Genomic DNA, 17956 nt, shown 5'->3' on the forward strand with positions numbered 1-17956 from the left:
AACGGCGGGTTGTGGTGCTCACCGGTCGCGAAGACGTCGAGCCCGACCTCCTCCGCCTTCAGCGCGATGGCGACGGTGTTCTTGATCCGCTCGTGCTCGGTCGGGGTGCGGCCGGTGGTGGGGTCGGTCGTGACGTCACCGACGGTGAAGATCCCGAACTGCATCGTGCTCACCTCTCGCGGGGCCGGCCCCCTCGGCCGGTGATGATTGAACCTTGATGGTTGAAGTTTAAATCACCTAGTTCAACGGCGCACCCCTGCGTGCTATTCCGCGCCCCGGAAGAGGGCCGGGGTCCGCCCGGATCACGTCCCGGGGTTCACCCGGAAGAGGTCCCGGAGTTCGCCCGGCACGGCTCCCGTAGAGTTCGCGGACGTGAGCACCGTTCCCCTGCCTGCGATATCGGTCGTCGGAATCGGCGCGGACGGCTGGGACGGACTCCCCGAGAACTCCCGCCGGACCCTGCGTACCGCCGACGTCCTGATCGGCGGCCCGCGCCAGCTGCATCTGCTGCCCGCGCCCGACGTCTGCCCCGGCGAGCGCGTCACCTGGCCGTCCCCGCTGCGTCCCGCCGTCCCCGGCCTCTTCGCCGCGTACGAGGGCCGCCGGATCGCGGTCCTCGCCAGCGGCGACCCGATGTTCTACGGGATCGGCCGCACCCTCGCCGAGACGATCGGCGCGGACCGGCTGCACGTCCTGCCCCACCCGTCCTCCGTCTCGTACGCCTGCGCCCGCCTCGGCTGGGCCCTGGAGGCCGTCGAGACGGTCACCCTGGTCGGCAGGCCGCTCGCCTCCCTCACCGCCGCCCTCCACCACGGGCGGCGGCTGCTGGTCCTCAGCGCCAACCGCCACACCCCGGCTCAGGTGGCCGCACTGCTGCGGGAGAAGGGGTACGGCGGCAGCCGCATGCGGGTCCTCGAACAGCTCGGCGGGCCCTACGAGCGGCTGGTCGACGGCACCGCCGCCACCTGGTCGGACGCCGAACGGCTCGACGCCCTGAACGTCATCGCACTCGACTGCGTCCGCGCCCCCGACACGCCCCGCCTCGGCGCCGTACCCGGCCTGCCGGACGAGGCGTACGAGCACGACGGACAGCTCACCAAGCGGTACGTCCGCGCCGCCACCCTCGCCGCCCTCGCGCCCGCGCCCGGGGAGCTGCTGTGGGACATCGGCGGCGGGTCGGGCTCGATCGGCATCGAATGGATGCGGACGCACCGCACCTGCCAGGCGGTCGCGGTCGAGAAGGATCCGGAGCGCGCCGCGCGGATCGGGCGCAACGCCGCCGCCCTCGGCGTACCGGCCCTGCGGATCGTCACCGGCCCGGCGCCCGGCGCCCTCGCCGGACTGCCCGCCCCCGACGCGATCTTCGTCGGCGGCGGGCTGACCGCCCCCGGCCTGCTCGACGCCTGCTGGGCGGCGCTGCCCGTCGGCGGCCGGCTGGTCGCCAACACCGTGACCCTGGAGTCCGAGGCGCTGCTCGCCGACCGGTACCGCAGGCACGGTGGCGAACTGGTCCGGCTCGCCGTCGCCGCCGCCGTCCCCGTCGGCGGCTTCACCGGCTGGCGGCAGGCGATGCCGGTCACACAGTGGTCCGTAACGAAAGGTTCTGAAGAGGGATGACCGTCTACTTCATCGGCGCGGGCCCCGGGGCCGCCGACCTGATCACCGTGCGCGGCGCGCGGACGCTCGCCGCGTGCGGGGTGTGCCTGTACGCGGGCTCCCTGGTCCCCCGCGAGCTGCTGGCCGAGTGCCCACCGGACGCCCGGCTCGTCGACACCGCCGACCTCGACCTGGACCGGATCGTCGCCGAGATCGTCCGCGCCCACGAGGAGGGGCACGACGTGGCCCGGCTGCACTCGGGCGACCCGTCCGTGTTCAGCGCGGTCGCCGAGCAGATGCGCCGCCTGGACGCGGTGGGGATCCCCTACGAGGTCGTACCGGGCGTCCCGGCGTTCGCGGCGGCCGCGGCGGCCCTGAAGCGGGAACTGACCGTCCCCACCGTCGGCCAGACGGTCATCCTCACCCGCATCGCCCAGCAGGCCACCCCGATGCCGGAGGGCGAGGACCTGGCGACCCTCGGCCGCAGCGGCGCGCTGCTGGTGCTGCACCTGGCCGCCCGCTACGTCGACCGGGTCGTCGACGAACTCCTCCCGCACTACGGCGCCGACTGCCCGGCCGCGGTCGTGGCGATGGCGAGCCGACCGGACGAGGTGATCCTGCGGGGCACGCTGGACGACATCGCGTCCCAGGTGAAGGCGGCGGGGATCACGAAGACGGCCGTCATCCTGGTGGGCCGCACCCTGGCTGCCACGCAGTTCCGCGACAGCCACCTCTACGACCCGGCGCGGGACAGGCACGTCTGCTGAGGCGGAGGGCCGGGGGCGGTGGTCCGGGGCCTGTGGTCCTGGCGCCGGGATTTTCCGGCTCCGGGCAGGCGCTCCGGCCACCCTGCGGCCCGCGAACAGCACCGCGGGGCCGGTGCGTCCTCGGTGGACGTACCGGCCCCGCGGGGGCGCCTCAGGTGTTGGGCCGCTTGCCGTGGTTCGCGCCCTTCTTCTTCCTGGCGCGTCGCTTGTTGCCTCGCTTCGACATGGGCACAGACCCTTTCGATCGGGACTCTTGCCCTCGCGAGTCTAGGATCGCCCGGCCCGCCCCGCATGTCGGCACCATGAGCACCCCACCGGCTACCCGCGTCCCGGCCCCCGCGGCGCGGAGCGGCCCACCACCGTGCCCGCGCGGTCGACGCAGACGACGTCGACCACGACCGGAGCGCCTCGCAGCACGGCCAGGGCCTCGTCACGGGCGGTCGCCGCCACCAGGTCCCCGAGGGGGACGCCGGCCGCCTCGCACAGCCGGAGGGCCTCCAGGCCCGTGTTGGCGCCGGCGATCCGCGCGGCCAGGTCCTCGGACGCGCCGCCCGAACGGGCCAAAGCAGCAAGAAAGCCCTTGTCGACCTGGGAACGGGCGGAGTGGAGGTCGAGATGCCCGGCCGCCAGCTTGGAAAGCTTGGCGAAGCCGCCGCAGATCGTCAGGCGGTCGACGGGGTGGCGGCGGACGTACTTCAGGACGGCGCCCGCGAAGTCGCCCATGTCGAGCAGGGCGATCTCGGGCAGGTCGCAGAGCGTCGTCACGGTCCGCTCGGACGTGGAGCCGGTGCAGCCCGCCACATGGGTCAGACCGGCCGCCCGCGCGACGTCGACACCCCGGCGGATGGAGTCGATCCAGGCCGAGCAGGAGTACGGGACGACGATCCCGGTCGTGCCGAGGACGGACAGGCCGCCGAGGATGCCGATGCGCGGGTTCCAGGTGGAGCGGGCGATCTCCTCGCCGTGGTCGATCGAGACCGTGATCTCGACGTCACCGGAGGCGCCGTGCGCGGCGGCCACCTCCGCGACGTGCTCGCGCATCATCCGGCGGGGCACCGGGTTGATCGCCGGTTCGCCGACGTCCAGGGGCAGGCCGGGCAGGGTGACCGTGCCGACGCCGGGCCCGGCGCGGAAGACGACGCCGGAACCGGCCGGGAGGATCCGTACCGTCGAGCGGACCAGCGCGCCGTGGGTCACGTCCGGGTCGTCGCCCGCGTCCTTCACGATCCCCGCCATGGCGTGGTCGCCGGTCCGCTCCTCGGCCGCGAGCGCGAACGCCGGCCGGTCGCCCTTAGGGAGGGTGATCGTGACGGGGTCCGGGAACTCGCCCGTGAGCAGGGCCGTGTACGCCGCCGTGGTCGCGGCCGTCGCACAGGCGCCGGTCGTCCACCCGGGGCGCAGACCCGTGTGCTTGAGTTGGGCCTCGCGCCCGCCGCCGGAACTCATGAACGGACTCCCATGCACGTACTCATACTCGGGGGCACGACCGAGGCCCGCGCACTGGCCGAGGCGCTCCACCCCTGGACACGGGTCACCAGCTCCCTCGCCGGGCGGGTCGCGCGGCCCCGGCTGCCGGTGGGCGAGGTCCGCGTCGGCGGGTTCGGCGGCGCGGAGGGCCTCGCGGACTGGCTGCGCGCGCACCACGTGGACGCGGTCATCGACGCCACCCATCCCTTCGCACGGACCATGAGCTTCAACGCGGCCCGGGCGGCCGCCACCGCCCATGTTCCCCTGCTGGCCCTGCGCCGTCCCGGCTGGGTCCCGGTCGAGGGCGACCGCTGGCACTCCGTCGCCTCCCTGGAGGAGGCCGCCGCCGCGCTGCCAGGCCTGGGGGCGGAGCGCGTGTTCCTGACGACCGGCCGCATGGGCCTCGCCGCCTTCGCGGCCTGCCCGCAATGGTTCCTGGTCCGCTCGGTGGACGCCCCCGCCCCACCGATGCCGGCGCGCACCGAAGTCCTCCTGGACCGGGGCCCCTTCACCCTCCCCGGCGAACGCGCCCTGCTGAGCCGCCACCGCGTCGACCTCCTGGTGACCAAGGACAGCGGCGGCGCCGCGACGGCCCCCAAACTCCAGGCGGCCCGCGAGGCCGGCGTCCCGGTCCTCATCGTCCGCCGCCCACCCGTACCGGAGGGCGTCCCGGTGGCCACGACCGTGGAGGAGGCGGCCGCGTGGGTGCAGGCGAAGGACACGGCCGGTACCAGGCGCGGCGTCAGCACTCGTCCGTAACCCCTGTCCTCTCCCGGCTCCCTGCCCTCTCCCGCCCGGAACCGATCAGCGGTGGCTCTGACCGGGGCGACCCGGACGGTACGGCCGTCCGGGTCGCTGTCCGTGCCTCGGTCGCCCCGCTGGGGTCAGCCGTACCGCCTCGGGGTCCAGGTGATCGTCCGGCCGTCGGCGCGTTCCACCGCGCGGGTCTGGGACGAGCCGATCAGGAGCAGGGTGCGCATGTCGACCTCCGACGGCTCCAGCGTCTTCAGGGTCACCACGCGGACCGACTGCTCAGGGCCGCCGACGTCCCGGGCCACCACCACCGGGGTCTCCGGGGAGCGCAGTTCGAGCAGCAGGTCGCGGGCGGCCGCCACCTGGTGGGTGCGGGACTTCGAGCCCGGGTTGTAGAGCGCGAGGACCAGGTCCGCCTCCGCCGCCGCCCGCAGGCGCCCGGCGATCACGTCCCAGGGCTTGAGGCGGTCGGAGAGGGAGATCGTGGCGTAGTCGTGGCCCAGGGGCGCGCCCGCCGCCGCGGCGGCCGCGTTGGCCGCGGTGACGCCGGGCAGGACGCGTACGGGCACGTCCGCGTACTGCGGCTCGGAGGCCACCTCCAGTACCGCCGTCGCCATCGCGAACACCCCCGGGTCGCCGCCCGAGACGACCGCGACCCGCCGGCCGCGCCGCGCCAGGTCCAGGGCGAACTCGGCGCGCTCGGACTCCACCTTGTTGTCGGAGCCGTGCCGCCGCTGGCCGGGCCGCAGGGCCGGCACCCGGTCGAGGTAGGTGGTGTAGCCGACCAGGTCGTCGGCGTTGACCAGGGCGCCGCGCGACTCCGGCGTCAGCCAGGGCGCGCCCGCCGGTCCGGTGCCGACGACGACGACCTCGCCCCGCTCCCGGGACTCGGGGGCGACGGCGTCGATACGGGAGGGCAGCACGGCCACCGAGAAGTACGGGACGGACTCCGGGTCGACCTCGGCGAGTTCGGAGATCCGCTCCCCGGCCATGAACGCCCGCTCCACATAGCGCGCGTCCTCCAGGCGGCCCGCCCGCTCCAGGGCGCGCCGCACGGCCGGGAAGGTCCGGCCCAGCTTCATCACGACCGCCGAGTCCGTGCCCGCGAGCCGGGCCGTCAGCTCGTCCTCCGGCAGCGTGCCGGGGATGATCGTCAGGACCTCCTCGGCCTCGCACAGCGGCTCGCCGAGCCGCGCGGCGGCCGCGCTGACGGAGGTGACACCGGGGATGACGGTCGTCTCGTAGCGGTGTGCCAGACGCTTGTGCATGTGCTGGTACGAGCCGTAGAAGAGCGGGTCGCCCTCGGCGAGGACGGCGACCGTGCGGCCCGCGTCCAGGTGGGCGGCGAGCCGCGCCGCCGCCTCCTCGTAGAAGTCGTCGAGCGCGCCGCGGTAGCCGCCGGGGTGGTCGGTCGTCTCCACCGTGAGCGGGTACATCAGCCGCTCCTCGATGTGGTCCTCGCGAATGTGCTCCGCCGCGATGGACCGGGCGATGGACCGGCCGTGCCGGGCCGAGTGGTACGCGATCACGTCGGCGGCGGCGATGGCCTTCACGGCCGCCACCGTCATCAGGTTCGGGTCGCCGGGCCCGAGGCCCACGCCGTACAGCTTTCCGGTCACCACGGTCATGCCTGGATCTCCGCTTCGTGAGCGATCGCGTTGATCGCGGCGGCCGTCATCGCGCTGCCGCCGCGCCGGCCCCGTACGACGAGGTACTCGAGGCCCAGCTCCTGGGCGGCGAGGGCGTCCTTGGACTCGGCGGCGCCGATGAAGCCGACCGGTATGCCGAGGACGGCGGCGGGCTTCCCGGCGCCCTCGGCGATCATCTCCAGGAGGTGGAAGAGCGCGGTGGGGGCGTTGCCGATGGCGACGACGGAGCCTTCGAGGCGGTCGCGCCAGAGTTCGAGGGCGGCGGCGCTGCGGGTGGTGCCGAGCTCGGCGGCGAGCGCGGGCACGGAGGGGTTCGAGAGGGTGCAGATCACCTCGTTGTCGGCGGGCAGCCGCTTACGGGTCACCCCGCTGGCGACCATCTGCGCGTCGCAGAGGATCGGGGCGCCGGCGCGCAGGGCGGCGCGGGCGCGGGAGACGACCTGCGGCGAGTAGGCGATATCGCGTACGAGGTCGGTCATGCCGCAGGCGTGGATCATCCGTACCGCGACCTGGGCGACATCGGCGGGCAGACCCGCGAGGTCCGCCTCGGCGCGGATCGTGGCAAAGGACTGGCGGTAGATCTCCGCGCCGTCCTTCTCGTAGGCGAACATCGTGTCGTTCTCGCTCATCTCGTTGTGCGGGCGGTGGTGCGGGCCGTTGCGACTGCTTCGGTGAGGCTTGTACGGGGCGTGGGGACGCCGTCGACCAGATAGGCGCCCTCGTCGGTGGCGACGACGTCCACCCAGGTGCCGTGGGGGCCCTGGGGGTGGCCGCAGCGGCGGGCGCAGCCGGAGAAGTGGACGGGGAGGCCGGCGGAGCGCCCGGGTACGGCGTCGGCGCGGTCGTCGGCGAGGGACTTGGCGCAGCCGGGGGTCGCGTCGGCGCGGACGTCGGCCAGGGACTTGGCGCAGCCGGGGCGTCCGGTGCAGGCGCCGACCCCGGCCCAGGGGGAGCCGGGGTCCGTGATCAGCCCGTACGCGTCGAGCTCGCGCAGCCGTCGCGCCGCGGCCGTCCGGTCCGGGAAGCCGGTGACGACGGCGCCCCGCCAGGGGGTGAGCCGCACCTCTCCAGCGGTGGCGGCCAGGGCGCGCAGCTGTTCGGCCGTCAGCCGGCCGAGGGGCGCCAGGACGGAGACGGCGCTCTCGCCGAGCACCCCGGGCGCGGGGGGTTCGCCGTGCGGGAGTTCCGGCGCGGGTACGGGCTCGGCCGCGATCCCGGCCCGGGCGAGCGCCCCGGTCAGGTCCGGCTGGTGCCCCTCGGGCAGCTCACGGACCCGCCAGGCGCCGTTCCCCGCGGCTCGGGCGGCGGCCAGGAAGGCCTCGGCGGCGGCGAGCGCGGCGCGGGGCGCGTCGTCGGCGCCCAGCTGGAAGACCTGGTCGCCGACCCGGAGCCGTACCGTCGGCCCTGCTGCGATCAAGGTCACATCTCCGCCGAGACCGGCCACGTCCCCCCGGCCGTCGTCCAGGACGAAGAGGAAACGGCCGGAAAGGGCCGCCGTCCCCTCCCGGGCGCACAGCAGCGCGTCCAGCTGGCGCGCCCACAACTGCACGTCACCGCCGCTGAGTCCGTCCAGTCCCGCGGCCGGTGAGGCCACCACGTTCCGGACGCGTTCATGGGTCGGGGACGGCAGGAGGCCGGCCGGTGCCAGCAGCTCCGCCAGCTGCGCGCCGCAGCCCTCCGCGAGGCCCCGCAGCTCCACGTTTCCCCGGGAGGTGACACTGACCCGGCCGTCGCCAAGGACCTCCGCCACGGTGGCCAGGACCTCCACCTGGCGAGCCGTCAGCAAGCCTGCGGGCAGGCGGAGTCGGGCCAGGCGGCCGTCGTCGGCGGGGTGCAGCCGGAGCGCCCCGGGGCAGGCGTCGCCACGGTCCCGTATGACGGGTTCGCCCGGGTTGGGCGTGGTGGGTGGGGTGGGCGGCATGGCGGCGAGCATACCCACGTGAATCCGCGTGCCCACCGGGTGTGATCCGGCCAACCCCCCGGCCTGGCGGGGGCAGGATCTACTATGCAGAACGGCATGGGGTCCCAGGGCCCCGGGGAGGAAGCCCGGTGAGAATCCGGCGCGGTCCCGCCACTGTGAGCCAGGTCGCACCAGCGTCCCGGTGAGTCAGGAACTCCCGCCGTCCACACGACCACCCGGGGCGCGGACAACCCCGAGGAAGGCCTGCGCTCGCATGCGAATTCTGTTGCTGTCGCACTCCGACACCGACCTGCTCAGCGCCCGCGCGGCCGGCGGCCCGGTGGCGTACCGGTTCGCCAACCCCTCGCGCCTCGCCCCCGACGACCTTCCCGGTCTCCTGGACGGCTCGGACCTCGTCGTCGTACGCCTCCTCGGCGGCCTGCGGGCCTGGGAGGACGGGCTGCAGACGCTGCGCGCCGCCGGGAAGCCGCTGGTCGTGCTCTCCGGCGAACAGGCGCCCGACGCCCAGCTCATGGAGACCTCCACGGTCCCGATCGGCGTCGCCACCGAGGCGCACGCCTATCTCGCCCACGGCGGCCCCGGCAACCTGGAGCAGCTCGCCCGGTTCCTCGCCGACACCGTGCTGCTCACCGGCCACGGCTTCGAGGCCCCGGCCGCCGCCCCCACCTGGGGCCCGCTGGAGCGCACCCCCCGGAGGACCGACGGCCCGACCGTCGCGGTGCTCTACTACCGCGCCCACCACATGAGCGGGAACACCGCCTTCATCGGCACCCTCTGCGACGCCGTCGAGGACGCCGGAGCCCAGGCCCTGCCGCTGTACGTGGCCTCCCTGCGCGCCCCCGAACCCGAACTGCTCGCGCGGCTGCGCGGCGTCGACGCGATCGTCACCACCGTCCTCGCCGCCGGCGGCACCAAGCCCGCCGAGGCCCAGGCCGGCGGCGACGAGGAGGCCTGGGACGCGGGCGCGCTCGCCGCGCTCGACGTACCGATCCTGCAGGCGCTCTGCCTCACCGGTTCGCGTACGGCCTGGGAGGAGAACGACGAGGGTCTCTCCCCGCTCGACGCCGCCAGCCAGGTCGCCGTCCCCGAGTTCGACGGCCGGCTCATCACCGTGCCGTTCTCCTTCAAGGAGATCGACGAGGACGGGCTCCCGGCCTATGTCGCCGACGCCGAGCGCGCGGCCCGCGTCGCCGGGATCGCCGTCCGCCACGCCCGCCTGCGGCACATCCCGAACGCCGAGAAGCGCCTGGCCCTGGTCCTCTCCGCGTACCCGACGAAGCACTCCCGGATCGGCAACGCAGTCGGTCTCGACACCCCCGCCTCCGCCGTGGCGCTGCTGCGCCGGCTGCGTGAGGAGGGCTACGACTTCGGACCCGAGGACGAGATCCCCGGCCTGGTCTCCGGCGACGGCGACGAGCTGATCTACGCGCTCATCGAGGCCGGCGGCCACGACCAGGACTGGCTCACCGAGGAGCAGCTGGCCCGCAACCCCGTCCGCATCCCGGCCGCCGACTACAAGCGCTGGTACGCGACGCTGCCGCAGGAGCTCCGCGAGCAGGTCGAGGAGCACTGGGGGCCGCCGCCCGGCGAGATGTTCCTGGACCGCTCCCGCAATCCCGAGGGCGACATCGTCCTCGCGGCGCTGCGCCGCGGGAACCTGCTGATCCTCATCCAGCCGCCGCGCGGCTTCGGCGAGAACCCGATCGCGATCTACCACGACCCCGATCTCCCGCCGTCCCACCACTATCTGGCCGCCTACCGCTGGATCGCGGCCTCCCAGGCCGACGGCGGGTTCGGCGCGGACGCCATGGTCCACCTCGGCAAGCACGGCAATCTGGAGTGGCTGCCCGGCAAGAACGCCGGTCTGTCCGCCGCCTGCGGCCCGGACGCGGCGCTCGGCGATCTGCCGCTCGTCTACCCGTTCCTGGTCAACGACCCGGGCGAGGGCACCCAGGCCAAGCGGCGCGTCCACGCGACGCTCGTCGACCACCTGGTGCCGCCGATGGCCCGCGCCGACTCCTACGGCGACATCGCGCGCCTGGAGCAGCTCCTCGACGAGTACGCGCAGATCTCCTCCATGGACCCGTCGAAGCTGCCGGCGATCCGCGCCCAGATCTGGACGCTGATCCAGGCCGCCAAGCTCGACCACGACCTGGGGCTGGAGGACCGGCCCGACGACGACGGCTTCGACGACTTCCTGCTGCATGTCGACGGCTGGCTCTGCGAGGTCAAGGACGCGCAGATCAGGGACGGTCTGCATGTGCTCGGCGGGGCGCCGGAGGGCGAGGCGCGGGTCAACCTCGTCCTGTCGATCCTGCGCGCCCGGCAGATCTGGGGCGGCACGCAGGCGCTGCCGGGCCTCCGCGAGGCCCTGGGCCTGGACGAGTCGGCGGCGACGCTGCGGACGGCCGACGAGGCGGAGGCGAAGGCGCGCGAGCTGATCGAGGCGATGGAGGCCGCGGGCTGGTCCGTGGACGCCGTCCCGGCGGTCGCCGACGCGTACGGCCCCGAGGTCGTGGCCGTCCTGCGCTTCGCGTGCGAGCAGGTGGTGCCGCGGCTCGCCGGCACGACCGACGAACTCACCCACGCCGTCCACGCGCTGAACGGCGGCTTCGTACCGGCGGGCCCCTCGGGCTCGCCGCTGCGCGGCCTGGTCAACGTGCTGCCGACCGGCCGCAACTTCTACTCGGTCGACCCCAAGGCCGTGCCCTCCCGCCTCGCCTGGGAGACCGGCCAGGCGCTCGCCGACTCCCTGCTGGAGCGCTACCGCACCGACAACGGCGAATGGCCGACCTCCGTCGGGCTCTCCCTGTGGGGGACGAGCGCGATGCGCACGGCGGGCGACGACGTGGCGGAGGCGCTGGCCCTGCTGGGTGTCCGCCCGCTGTGGGACGACGCCTCGCGCCGGGTCAACGGCCTGGAGCCGGTGCCGCTGGAGGAGCTGGGCCGCCCGCGCATCGACGTCACCCTGCGCATCTCGGGGTTCTTCCGTGACGCGTTCCCGCACGTCATCGGGCTTCTCGACGACGCGGTACGGCTCGCGGCCTCGCTCGACGAGCCGGCCGACGCCAACTTCGTACGGGCCCACGCGCAGGCCGATCTGGCCGAGCACGGCGACGAGCGGCGTGCCACGACCCGCATCTTCGGCTCGCGGCCGGGCACGTACGGCGCCGGGATCCTCCAGCTGATCGACTCGCGCGACTGGCGCACGGACGCGGACCTGGCCGAGGTCTACACCGTGTGGGGCGGATACGCCTACGGCCGCGGTCTCGAAGGCCGACCGGCCCGGGCGGAGATGGAGACGGCGTACAAGCGGATCGCCGTGGCGGCGAAGAACACCGACACGCGCGAGCACGACATCGCCGACTCCGACGACTACTTCCAGTACCACGGCGGGATGGTGGCGACCGTCCGCGCGCTGAAGGGCACGGCCCCCGAGGCGTACATCGGTGACTCGACCCGTCCCGAGACCGTCCGTACGCGCACCCTGGTCGAGGAGACCTCCCGTGTCTTCCGGGCCCGCGTGGTCAACCCGAAGTGGATCGAGGCGATGCGCCGCCACGGCTACAAGGGCGCGTTCGAGCTCGCGGCGACGGTCGACTACCTTTTCGGCTACGACGCCACGACCGGCGTGGTCGCCGACTGGATGTACGACAAGCTGACGGAGGCCTACGTCCTGGACCCGGAGAACCGCGCCTTCCTCCAGGAGGCCAACCCCTGGGCGCTGCACGGCATCGCCGAGCGTCTGCTGGAGGCCGAGTCCCGCGGCATGTGGGAGAAGCCGGACCCGCAGACCCTGGCGGCCCTGCGAGAGGTCTTCCTCCAGACCGAGGGCGACCTGGAGGGCGGCGCGGACGACGGCGAGGCCGACAAGGGCTGAACCGCCGTCCATGGGGGCCGCTGGTGACGCTCCCCGGTCCGCCGCGCGTCTGTGCGGACCGGGAGAGGGCCGTGCGCCCCCTTCGCGCGGCCTCCGTTCACGCCGGGTACCGTGCGGTGGCCCACGGGGCCAGTTCCAGGCGGCGGCCCCGGAAGCCGTTCCGGATGCGGCGGTCGTGGGTGACGATCACCAGGGTGCCGGGGTAGCCGGCGAGGGCTGCCTCCACTTCCTCCACCAGCGCGGGGGCCAGGTGGTTCGTCGGTTCGTCGAGGAGGAGCAGGTCCGCGGGTCGGGTGACCAGACGGGCCAGTTCCAGCTTGCGGCGCTGGCCCGCCGAGAGGGCCCGTACCGGCGTCGCCAGGTCCTGCTCGGCGAACAGGCCAAGCGACAGGAGTTCCTCCTCCCGCCCCGGCCCGAAGGCCTCCGCCACCGAGCGCGGGTCGCCCGGCAGGGCCGTGTCCTGCCGGAGCATCCCGACCCGGGGCGGCGCGGCCACCGTCCCCTCGTCAGGCGTGAGTTCGCCGGCGAGGAGCTTGAGCAGCGTGGTCTTCCCCGCGCCGTTCGGCCCGGTGACCAGGAGTCGCCCGCCTGCGTCCAGCCGCAGCGAGTCAAGGCGCAGCCGCCCTTCCACCCGTACGTCGGTCAGGACGACCGGCCCTGCCGTGCCCTCCACGCGTGCCGTGAAGCACAGTGGGTCCGGGGGCGCCGCGACCGGGTGCTCGGTGAGCCGCTGGAGCCGCTCCCGCGCCGCTCGGATACGGCTCATCGCGCCGTGCGCCCGTGACCGGGCCCGGAACGCCCCGGCCCCGCTGAAGGCGGCCGGCGCCTTGCGCGGGATCGCGGAGAAGCGGTCGATGTTCGTGTCCGCGAGCGCGGAGTACCGGGCGAGTTCGGCGCGCCACTCGTCGTGCTCCCGCTGCCACCGGGCCCGTTCGGCGGCCCGCCCGGTCAGATAGCCCGCGTAGCCGTTGCCGTACCTGCGTACGGTCCGCCGTTCATGGTCCACCTCCAGGACTGTCGTGGTGACCCGGTCGAGGAAGACCCGGTCGTGGGTGACGGCGACGACCGTCCCCCGATGGGTGCGCAGCCGCTCCTCCAGCCAGGCGACGGCCTCGTCGTCGAGGTCGTTGGTGGGTTCGTCGAGCAGCAGCAGTTCGGGATCCGCGGCGAGCGTCGCGGCGAGCGCGATCCGGGACCGCTGTCCGCCGGAGAGCGTGCCGAGAAGCCGGCCGCGGTCGAGCGGGGCGCGTTCGCCGAGCCGCCGCAGCGTGGTCTCGACCCGCCGGTCGGCGTCCTGCCCACCGCGCGCCTCGAACGCGGCGAGCAGTTCGGCGTACCCGGCGAGGTCCCGCGTGTCCCGCAGGGTCGCCTCGGCGGCCCGTATCCGCCGCTCCAGCTCTCGTACGTCGGCGAGTGCGAGATCGATCGCGTCGCCGACGCGCGCGGTGCCGGGCAGGTCCAGGGTCTGGGCGAGGTATCCGAGACCGCCGGGGGAGTCGACGGAGACGGTGCCGTTGTCGGGCGGCTCCAGGCCGGCGAGGAGCCGCAGGAGCGTGGTCTTTCCGGAGCCGTTGTCGCCGACGACGCCGACGCGCTCGCCGGGACGGACGCTGAGGGACACCCGGTCGAGAACGAGCCGGTCGTCGTACCGCTTGGTGACGTCGGTGAGTTGGGCACGGAACAAGGGCGACATCCTTCGTATCTCGGTGATCGGATCAGCGAAGGCAGTCGAGACGAGACGTCTCGTTTCGCTTTTCATGACCCTAGCCCCTTGCCGCGCATCACCGCAAGACGTTTCGTCTCGTTGGTTTCAGGCGGAGGCTAGCTCGCCGCCGCGACACCCAGGGGTGCCACCACGAGCCCGGCGAGCAGGCCGACGGCGCCTGCCGCCTTAGCCGTACCGAGCCACGGCAGCCATGACTCCGGGACCCCCACCTTGGCCATGCTCTCGACGGCCTGGGGATTGCGTGTGAAGGACAGGAAGGCGGAGGCGGAGATCGCGAGAGCGAGGATCACCGCGACCACGGCATGGGCAACGAACATGGAGTGGTTCCCAGGGTGTCCGGTCCGTACGAGCGCCGCGCGGGCGGGCCGCTAGGAGGCGGAGGGTGTCCGGTCCGTACGAGCGCCGAGCACCCGCACCGCCTCGACGATCAGGTCCCAGAACGCCGGGACGTCGACCTCCATCCCCACCTCCGCGTTGGCCGGGCGGCCCGTCACCCCGTCGAGGTCCACGACCGTCGCGCCCCGCGTGTACGTCCCCGCCAGTTCGACCGTCACCGCCGCCCGCACGAGACTGACCACCGACGGGTCGATCAGGTGCGCCACGGTCAGCGGATCGTGCAGCGGCGGGGCGTCGAGGCCGTACACCTCGCGGTAGGCGGTGGTGAAGTAGGTCAGCAGCCGGACGCAGAGCCGGGAGAGCGGCGTACCGAGTGCTGCGATGCGGGAGACGACATCGGGTGTCGCGCGGACCTGGTGGGTGGCGTTCAGGCCGAACATCGTCACCGGCCGCCCGCTGCTGAAGACGATGTCCGCCGCCTCCGGGTCGCAGAGGATGTTGAACTCCGCGGCGGGGGTGGTGTTCCCGCGCCCGGTCGAGCCGCCCATCAGCACGATCCGCTCGATGCGATGGGTGAGTTCCGGATGCGCGAGGAGGAACGTCGCGACGTTCGTCAGCGGCCCCGTCGGCACCAGGGTCACCGGAGCGGGGTGGGCGAGCAGGGTGTCCCGGATGAGGGTGAGGGCGTCGCGCTGATCCTGCGGCACGTCGGGCTCGCCCTCGCCGAAGCCGGGCCCGTCGAGCCCCGAACCGCCGTGGATGTTCTCGCCGACCAGCGGCGCGCCGTGCAGCGGCCGACTGCGGCCGGCCGCGATCGGCACGCCCTCGATCCCCGCGACGGCGCAGACGCGGCGGGCGTTGAGCGTGGTCTTCTCGACCGTCTGATTGCCCGCCACGGTGGTGATGGCCAGCAGGTCGACGGCCGGATGGGCGGCGGCCAGCAGGATGTTGAAGGCGTCGTCGTGACCGGGATCGCAGTCGAGGATCACGGGTACGGCCATGTCTCCACCGTCCCACACGACCGCCCGGCCGTCACTCGCCGCGGCGGTGATCGGTGCCGGCTGTCACTCGTGTCGGTCCGGCTTCGTCGCTCTCGGCCCCCCGACGACTCCGGCCCCCGTCTCAACCCAGCAGCCGGATCGGCTCTCCCGCCAGGTACGCCTCGATGTCCTCGACCGCGCCGCCGTGGAACCGCGCGTAGTTGGCCTCCGTGACGTACCCGAGGTGCGGCAGCGCGAGCACGTTCGGCAGGGAGCGCAAGGGGTCGTCGTACGGGAGGGGCTCCGTGTCGAAGACGTCGAGGCCGGCCCCCGCGATCCAGCCCTCGCGCAGGGCCCGCACCAGCGCCTCGCCGTCGACGAGCCCGGCGCGGGAGGTGTTGACGAGGTACGCGGAGGGGCGCATCGCGCGCAGGTCGCGCTCCCCGATCAGGCCGCGGGTGCGCTCGGAGAGGACCATGTGAAGGGAGACGATGTCGGCGCGTTCCAGCAGACCGTCCTTCGTCGGCGCGCGTCGGACGCCGTGCTCGGCGGCCCGTTCGTCGGTCAGGTTCGGGCTCCAGGCGAGGACGTCCATCCCGAAGGCGAGAGCGATACGCGCGACCCGGCCGCCGATCCTGCCCAGGCCGACGAGGCCGAGGGTGCGCCCGGCGAGGTCCATGCCGACGGTGGACTGCCACGGGCCGCCGTCGCGCATCGCCTGCGCCTCGGCCCGTACGTGCCGGGCCAGGCCCAGGATCAGCGCCCAGGTGAGCTCGACGGGCGGATCGGCGCTGCTGGCGGTGCCGCAGACGGTGATCCCGTGCCGGGCCGCGGCGGCCAGGTCGATGGAGGCGTTGCGCATACCGGAGGCGACGAGGAGCCGTAGCCGGGGGAGCCGGGCGAGCAGCTCGGCGTCCATCGGCGTCCGCTCCCGCATGACGACCACGATCTCGCAGTCCTCCAGGGCCGCGACGAGGGCGTCCCGGTCGGTCAGATGCTCGCGCAGGACGCGTACGTCCACGCGCCCGTCGAGCGGACTCCAGTCGGCGGAGGTGAGAGCGACGCCCTGGTAGTCGTCGAGTACGGCGCAGCGCGGTTTCACGTGGGTCCCTTCGGCTTCCGGACGGTCACCCCTGCGGTGGACCGGGCTGCCACCCAGCCGGTGCGACAGCATAGGCGCCGGCCGTCCCCGGGCCCGGGGCCCCGAGCCCTGTCGGCGCCCGTCCCACCTGCCCCCGAGCCCACCAGCGCCCGGGCCTGCTCGCTACTCGTCGGCGACGCGCACCAGGGCCAGCGTGATGTTGTCCGGGCCTCCGGCGTCGATGGCGGCCTTCCACAGCTCGAAGGCGGCTCTGCCGTCGTCGTACACCCGTAGCAGACCGGCGATCTCCTCGTCCGGTACGGCGTCGGTCAGCCCGTCGCTGCACACCAGGCGCCGGTCGCCGACGGACAGGCCGGCGGCCGTGACGTGCGGCGTGACCGCGCTGAAGGCGGGCCCGCCACCGAGGGTCTGCGTCACCGCCGACGTGGTCCGCCGCCCCGGCGGCGGGGGCGGGCTGTCGTCCACGCTCACCTGGCGGAGCCCGTCGCCGGTGGCGTCGTACACCTTGCTGTCGCCGACGTTGAACGCCAGCATCGATTCCTCCGTGACGACCACGCCCGCGACCGTTGTCCCCATCGTGAACAGCTCCGGGTCGTCGTCGGCGGCCGCGTACACCGCGCGATTGCACAGGTCGAGGGCGTCACGGACCGCGTCCTCACCGTCCAGCGACGGGCCGAGCCAGGAGAGCCGCCGCGCCACGAGCCCGCTGGCGACCTCCCCGGCGGGCTGCCCGCCGAGTCCGTCGGCGACGGCGACGAGAAGCGGTCTGCCGAGCGGGAACACGAGGGTCTGCGGGTTCTCGGTGACGGTGCCGCACAGCATCCACGGCCCGACGACCAGACTGTCCTCGTTGTGCTCGCGCACGAGTCCGACATGGCTCAGCGCGGTCACGGCTATATAGGCCACGCCCCCATTGTCCCGCCCCGCCCGCCGACCGGTCGAGCTCAGCCGCTCCCCTCGCCGCTCCGGTGGCCGCTCGCGCGGGTCGAGGCGTCGGCGAGCGTCCAGGCGGCATGGGGAGCGGCTCCGGGGACGTCCGCGCGCTTCAGGAGCCGGAACTGTCACGGAGGGGAAGGAGCGCTTGCTCGTAGACCGCGCGCCTGCGCTCCTCCTGCCAGGAGGTCTCCTGCGCGATGTGCCGTTCGAGCTTCCTTCTGCGGCCGCGAAGGCGCTCGCAGTGCCGTTCGTTCTTCGTCGCGAGCATGATGGCGCGGGGTCGCGCTTCCGTCGAAGGACGCGGTGAGGGCCGGGGGGAGACGGTTCGCCCGGCGGTCACGCTTCCGACGGAGGCGGCGCTTCGGTCGGCGGAGGCGGTTCGGCCCTCGGCGGTTCGGCCGTCGGGTCGGCCGCCGCACGGCGGTACTCCGCGTTGATGCGCTGGGCTTCCTCGAGCTGGTCCTCGAGGATGATGATGCGGCACGCGGCCTCGATGGGGGTCCCCTGGTCGACCAGCTCCCGCGCGCGGGCAGCGATGCGCAGCTGGTAGCGGGAGTAGCGCCGGTGGCCGCCCTCGGAGCGGAGCGGGGTGATCAGCCGGGCCTCCCCGATGGCGCGGAGGAAGCCGGGAGTGGTCCCGAGCATCTCGGCGGCCCGGCCCATGGTGTAGGCGGGGTAATCGTCGTCTTCGAGACGGCCGATCGGATCATCTGCTGTCATTCTCACCTCTCCGTGGGACGCGTGCGGCCCTGGCGTCGTACGGCACCAAGGCACCTAGGCCCCGAGGCACGTGCCCACGTGTACCGCCGGCCGGCGGTCCATCTCCGCCTGCCGATTCTCGCG

The 17956-nt window shown here is 73.9% G+C and carries 17 protein-coding genes and 1 riboswitch; of the genes, 4 read left to right on the top strand and 13 right to left on the bottom strand.

The window, feature by feature from the left end; translation table 11 throughout:
• Nucleotides 1-164, bottom strand: a 164-nt coding sequence (locus tag ACIRB4_RS21735) for an LLM class flavin-dependent oxidoreductase (RefSeq protein ID WP_403293996.1), incomplete at its 3' end; no start/stop codon positions are given.
• Between the two features lie 208 nt (nucleotides 165-372).
• On the opposite strand from ACIRB4_RS21735, the gene cbiE reads away from it, so the two are divergent.
• Both cbiE and cobM read left to right on the top strand, forming a co-directional pair.
• The gene (gene cbiE / locus ACIRB4_RS21740) at nucleotides 373-1617 is read left to right on the top strand and encodes a precorrin-6y C5,15-methyltransferase (decarboxylating) subunit CbiE (protein ID WP_403293520.1); all 1245 of its coding nucleotides are present in this window, start codon (nucleotides 373-375) and stop codon (nucleotides 1615-1617) included.
• Nucleotides 1614-2363 (top strand): precorrin-4 C(11)-methyltransferase, encoded by a 750-nt coding sequence (cobM, locus tag ACIRB4_RS21745; protein WP_356896876.1) that lies wholly within the window; start codon nucleotides 1614-1616, stop codon nucleotides 2361-2363. Before cbiE ends, cobM begins: the two co-directional genes overlap by 4 nt.
• 151 nt (nucleotides 2364-2514) lie before the next feature.
• On the opposite strand, the gene ACIRB4_RS21750 is transcribed toward cobM, so the two are convergent.
• Nucleotides 2515-2589, bottom strand: a complete 75-nt coding sequence (locus ACIRB4_RS21750) for a 50S ribosomal protein bL37 (protein WP_372460710.1) — start codon at nucleotides 2587-2589, stop codon at nucleotides 2515-2517.
• Nucleotides 2590-2681: 92 nt separating this feature from the next.
• A complete protein-coding gene (locus ACIRB4_RS21755) occupies nucleotides 2682-3809 on the bottom strand; it encodes a cobalt-precorrin-5B (C(1))-methyltransferase (RefSeq protein ID WP_403293522.1) in 1128 nt (375 codons plus the stop codon).
• Nucleotides 3810-3821: 12 nt separating this feature from the next.
• Between ACIRB4_RS21755 and ACIRB4_RS21760 the strand changes: the two genes are divergently transcribed.
• Nucleotides 3822-4589, top strand: coding sequence for a cobalt-precorrin-6A reductase (locus ACIRB4_RS21760; RefSeq protein ID WP_403293524.1), 768 nt, complete (start codon nucleotides 3822-3824; stop codon nucleotides 4587-4589).
• Between the two features lie 125 nt (nucleotides 4590-4714).
• On the opposite strand, the gene ACIRB4_RS21765 is transcribed toward ACIRB4_RS21760, so the two are convergent.
• Genes ACIRB4_RS21765 through ACIRB4_RS21775 form a run of 3 tightly spaced genes read right to left on the bottom strand, consistent with a single transcriptional unit; the run spans nucleotide 4715 to nucleotide 8165 of the window.
• Nucleotides 4715-6211: a precorrin-2 C(20)-methyltransferase gene (locus ACIRB4_RS21765; RefSeq protein ID WP_403293526.1), complete on the bottom strand. Its 1497-nt coding sequence runs from the start codon at nucleotides 6209-6211 to the stop codon at nucleotides 4715-4717.
• Nucleotides 6208-6843 carry a precorrin-8X methylmutase gene (locus ACIRB4_RS21770; protein WP_403293998.1) on the bottom strand — a complete coding sequence of 212 codons (636 nt, stop codon included), beginning with the start codon at nucleotides 6841-6843 and terminating at the stop codon, nucleotides 6208-6210. Before ACIRB4_RS21770 ends, ACIRB4_RS21765 begins: the two co-directional genes overlap by 4 nt.
• 14 nt (nucleotides 6844-6857) lie before the next feature.
• Entirely contained in the window at nucleotides 6858-8165 is a 1308-nt protein-coding gene (locus tag ACIRB4_RS21775; RefSeq protein ID WP_403294000.1) for a cobalamin biosynthesis protein CobG, read from the bottom strand.
• 69 nt (nucleotides 8166-8234) lie between these two features.
• Nucleotides 8235-8368, top strand: a riboswitch (cobalamin riboswitch).
• A 38-nt stretch (nucleotides 8369-8406) separates the two neighbouring features.
• On the opposite strand from ACIRB4_RS21775, the gene cobN reads away from it, so the two are divergent.
• Nucleotides 8407-12033 (top strand): cobaltochelatase subunit CobN, encoded by a 3627-nt coding sequence (gene cobN, locus ACIRB4_RS21780; RefSeq protein ID WP_403293527.1) that lies wholly within the window; start codon nucleotides 8407-8409, stop codon nucleotides 12031-12033.
• A gap of 97 nt (nucleotides 12034-12130) precedes the next feature.
• On the opposite strand, the gene abc-f is transcribed toward cobN, so the two are convergent.
• The 7 genes from abc-f to ACIRB4_RS21815 form a co-directional block, all read right to left on the bottom strand.
• Complete coding sequence (abc-f, locus tag ACIRB4_RS21785; protein ID WP_403293529.1) at nucleotides 12131-13726, bottom strand: ribosomal protection-like ABC-F family protein; 1596 nt, start codon at nucleotides 13724-13726, stop codon at nucleotides 12131-12133.
• A gap of 128 nt (nucleotides 13727-13854) precedes the next feature.
• Complete coding sequence (locus ACIRB4_RS21790) at nucleotides 13855-14076, bottom strand: DoxX family protein (protein ID WP_403293530.1); 222 nt, start codon at nucleotides 14074-14076, stop codon at nucleotides 13855-13857.
• A 51-nt stretch (nucleotides 14077-14127) separates the two neighbouring features.
• Complete coding sequence (locus ACIRB4_RS21795; protein WP_403293532.1) at nucleotides 14128-15096, bottom strand: nucleoside hydrolase; 969 nt, start codon at nucleotides 15094-15096, stop codon at nucleotides 14128-14130.
• A 121-nt stretch (nucleotides 15097-15217) separates the two neighbouring features.
• Nucleotides 15218-16177: a D-2-hydroxyacid dehydrogenase family protein gene (locus ACIRB4_RS21800; RefSeq protein WP_403293534.1), complete on the bottom strand. Its 960-nt coding sequence runs from the start codon at nucleotides 16175-16177 to the stop codon at nucleotides 15218-15220.
• A 162-nt stretch (nucleotides 16178-16339) separates the two neighbouring features.
• Nucleotides 16340-17083: a PP2C family protein-serine/threonine phosphatase gene (locus tag ACIRB4_RS21805; protein ID WP_403293536.1), complete on the bottom strand. Its 744-nt coding sequence runs from the start codon at nucleotides 17081-17083 to the stop codon at nucleotides 16340-16342.
• Nucleotides 17084-17222: 139 nt separating this feature from the next.
• Complete coding sequence (locus ACIRB4_RS21810; RefSeq protein ID WP_403293538.1) at nucleotides 17223-17381, bottom strand: hypothetical protein; 159 nt, start codon at nucleotides 17379-17381, stop codon at nucleotides 17223-17225.
• A gap of 68 nt (nucleotides 17382-17449) precedes the next feature.
• Nucleotides 17450-17833 carry a MerR family transcriptional regulator gene (locus ACIRB4_RS21815; protein WP_403293541.1) on the bottom strand — a complete coding sequence of 128 codons (384 nt, stop codon included), beginning with the start codon at nucleotides 17831-17833 and terminating at the stop codon, nucleotides 17450-17452.
• Nucleotides 17834-17956: the final 123 nt, after the last annotated feature.

It is taken from the genome of Streptomyces sp. NPDC093600 (assembly GCF_044764755.1).
GTDB lineage: Bacteria > Actinomycetota > Actinomycetes > Streptomycetales > Streptomycetaceae > Streptomyces.

What these genes read in the sequence shown, in the direction of transcription:
- cobM (WP_356896876.1), top strand. Translation starts at nt 1,614, where the DNA reads ATGACCGTCTACTTCATCGGCGCGGGCCCCGGGGCCGCCGACCTGATC.
- ACIRB4_RS21755 (WP_403293522.1), bottom strand. Translation starts at nt 3,809, where the DNA reads ATGAGTTCCGGCGGCGGGCGCGAGGCCCAACTCAAGCACACGGGTCTG.
- ACIRB4_RS21760 (WP_403293524.1), top strand. Translation starts at nt 3,822, where the DNA reads ATGCACGTACTCATACTCGGGGGCACGACCGAGGCCCGCGCACTGGCC.
- ACIRB4_RS21765 (WP_403293526.1), bottom strand. Translation starts at nt 6,211, where the DNA reads ATGACCGTGGTGACCGGAAAGCTGTACGGCGTGGGCCTCGGGCCCGGC.
- ACIRB4_RS21770 (WP_403293998.1), bottom strand. Translation starts at nt 6,843, where the DNA reads ATGTTCGCCTACGAGAAGGACGGCGCGGAGATCTACCGCCAGTCCTTT.
- ACIRB4_RS21775 (WP_403294000.1), bottom strand. Translation starts at nt 8,165, where the DNA reads ATGCTCGCCGCCATGCCGCCCACCCCACCCACCACGCCCAACCCGGGC.
- cobN (WP_403293527.1), top strand. Translation starts at nt 8,407, where the DNA reads ATGCGAATTCTGTTGCTGTCGCACTCCGACACCGACCTGCTCAGCGCC.
- abc-f (WP_403293529.1), bottom strand. Translation starts at nt 13,726, where the DNA reads ATGTCGCCCTTGTTCCGTGCCCAACTCACCGACGTCACCAAGCGGTAC.
- ACIRB4_RS21790 (WP_403293530.1), bottom strand. Translation starts at nt 14,076, where the DNA reads ATGTTCGTTGCCCATGCCGTGGTCGCGGTGATCCTCGCTCTCGCGATC.
- ACIRB4_RS21795 (WP_403293532.1), bottom strand. Translation starts at nt 15,096, where the DNA reads ATGGCCGTACCCGTGATCCTCGACTGCGATCCCGGTCACGACGACGCC.
- ACIRB4_RS21810 (WP_403293538.1), bottom strand. Translation starts at nt 17,381, where the DNA reads ATGCTCGCGACGAAGAACGAACGGCACTGCGAGCGCCTTCGCGGCCGC.
- ACIRB4_RS21815 (WP_403293541.1), bottom strand. Translation starts at nt 17,833, where the DNA reads ATGACAGCAGATGATCCGATCGGCCGTCTCGAAGACGACGATTACCCC.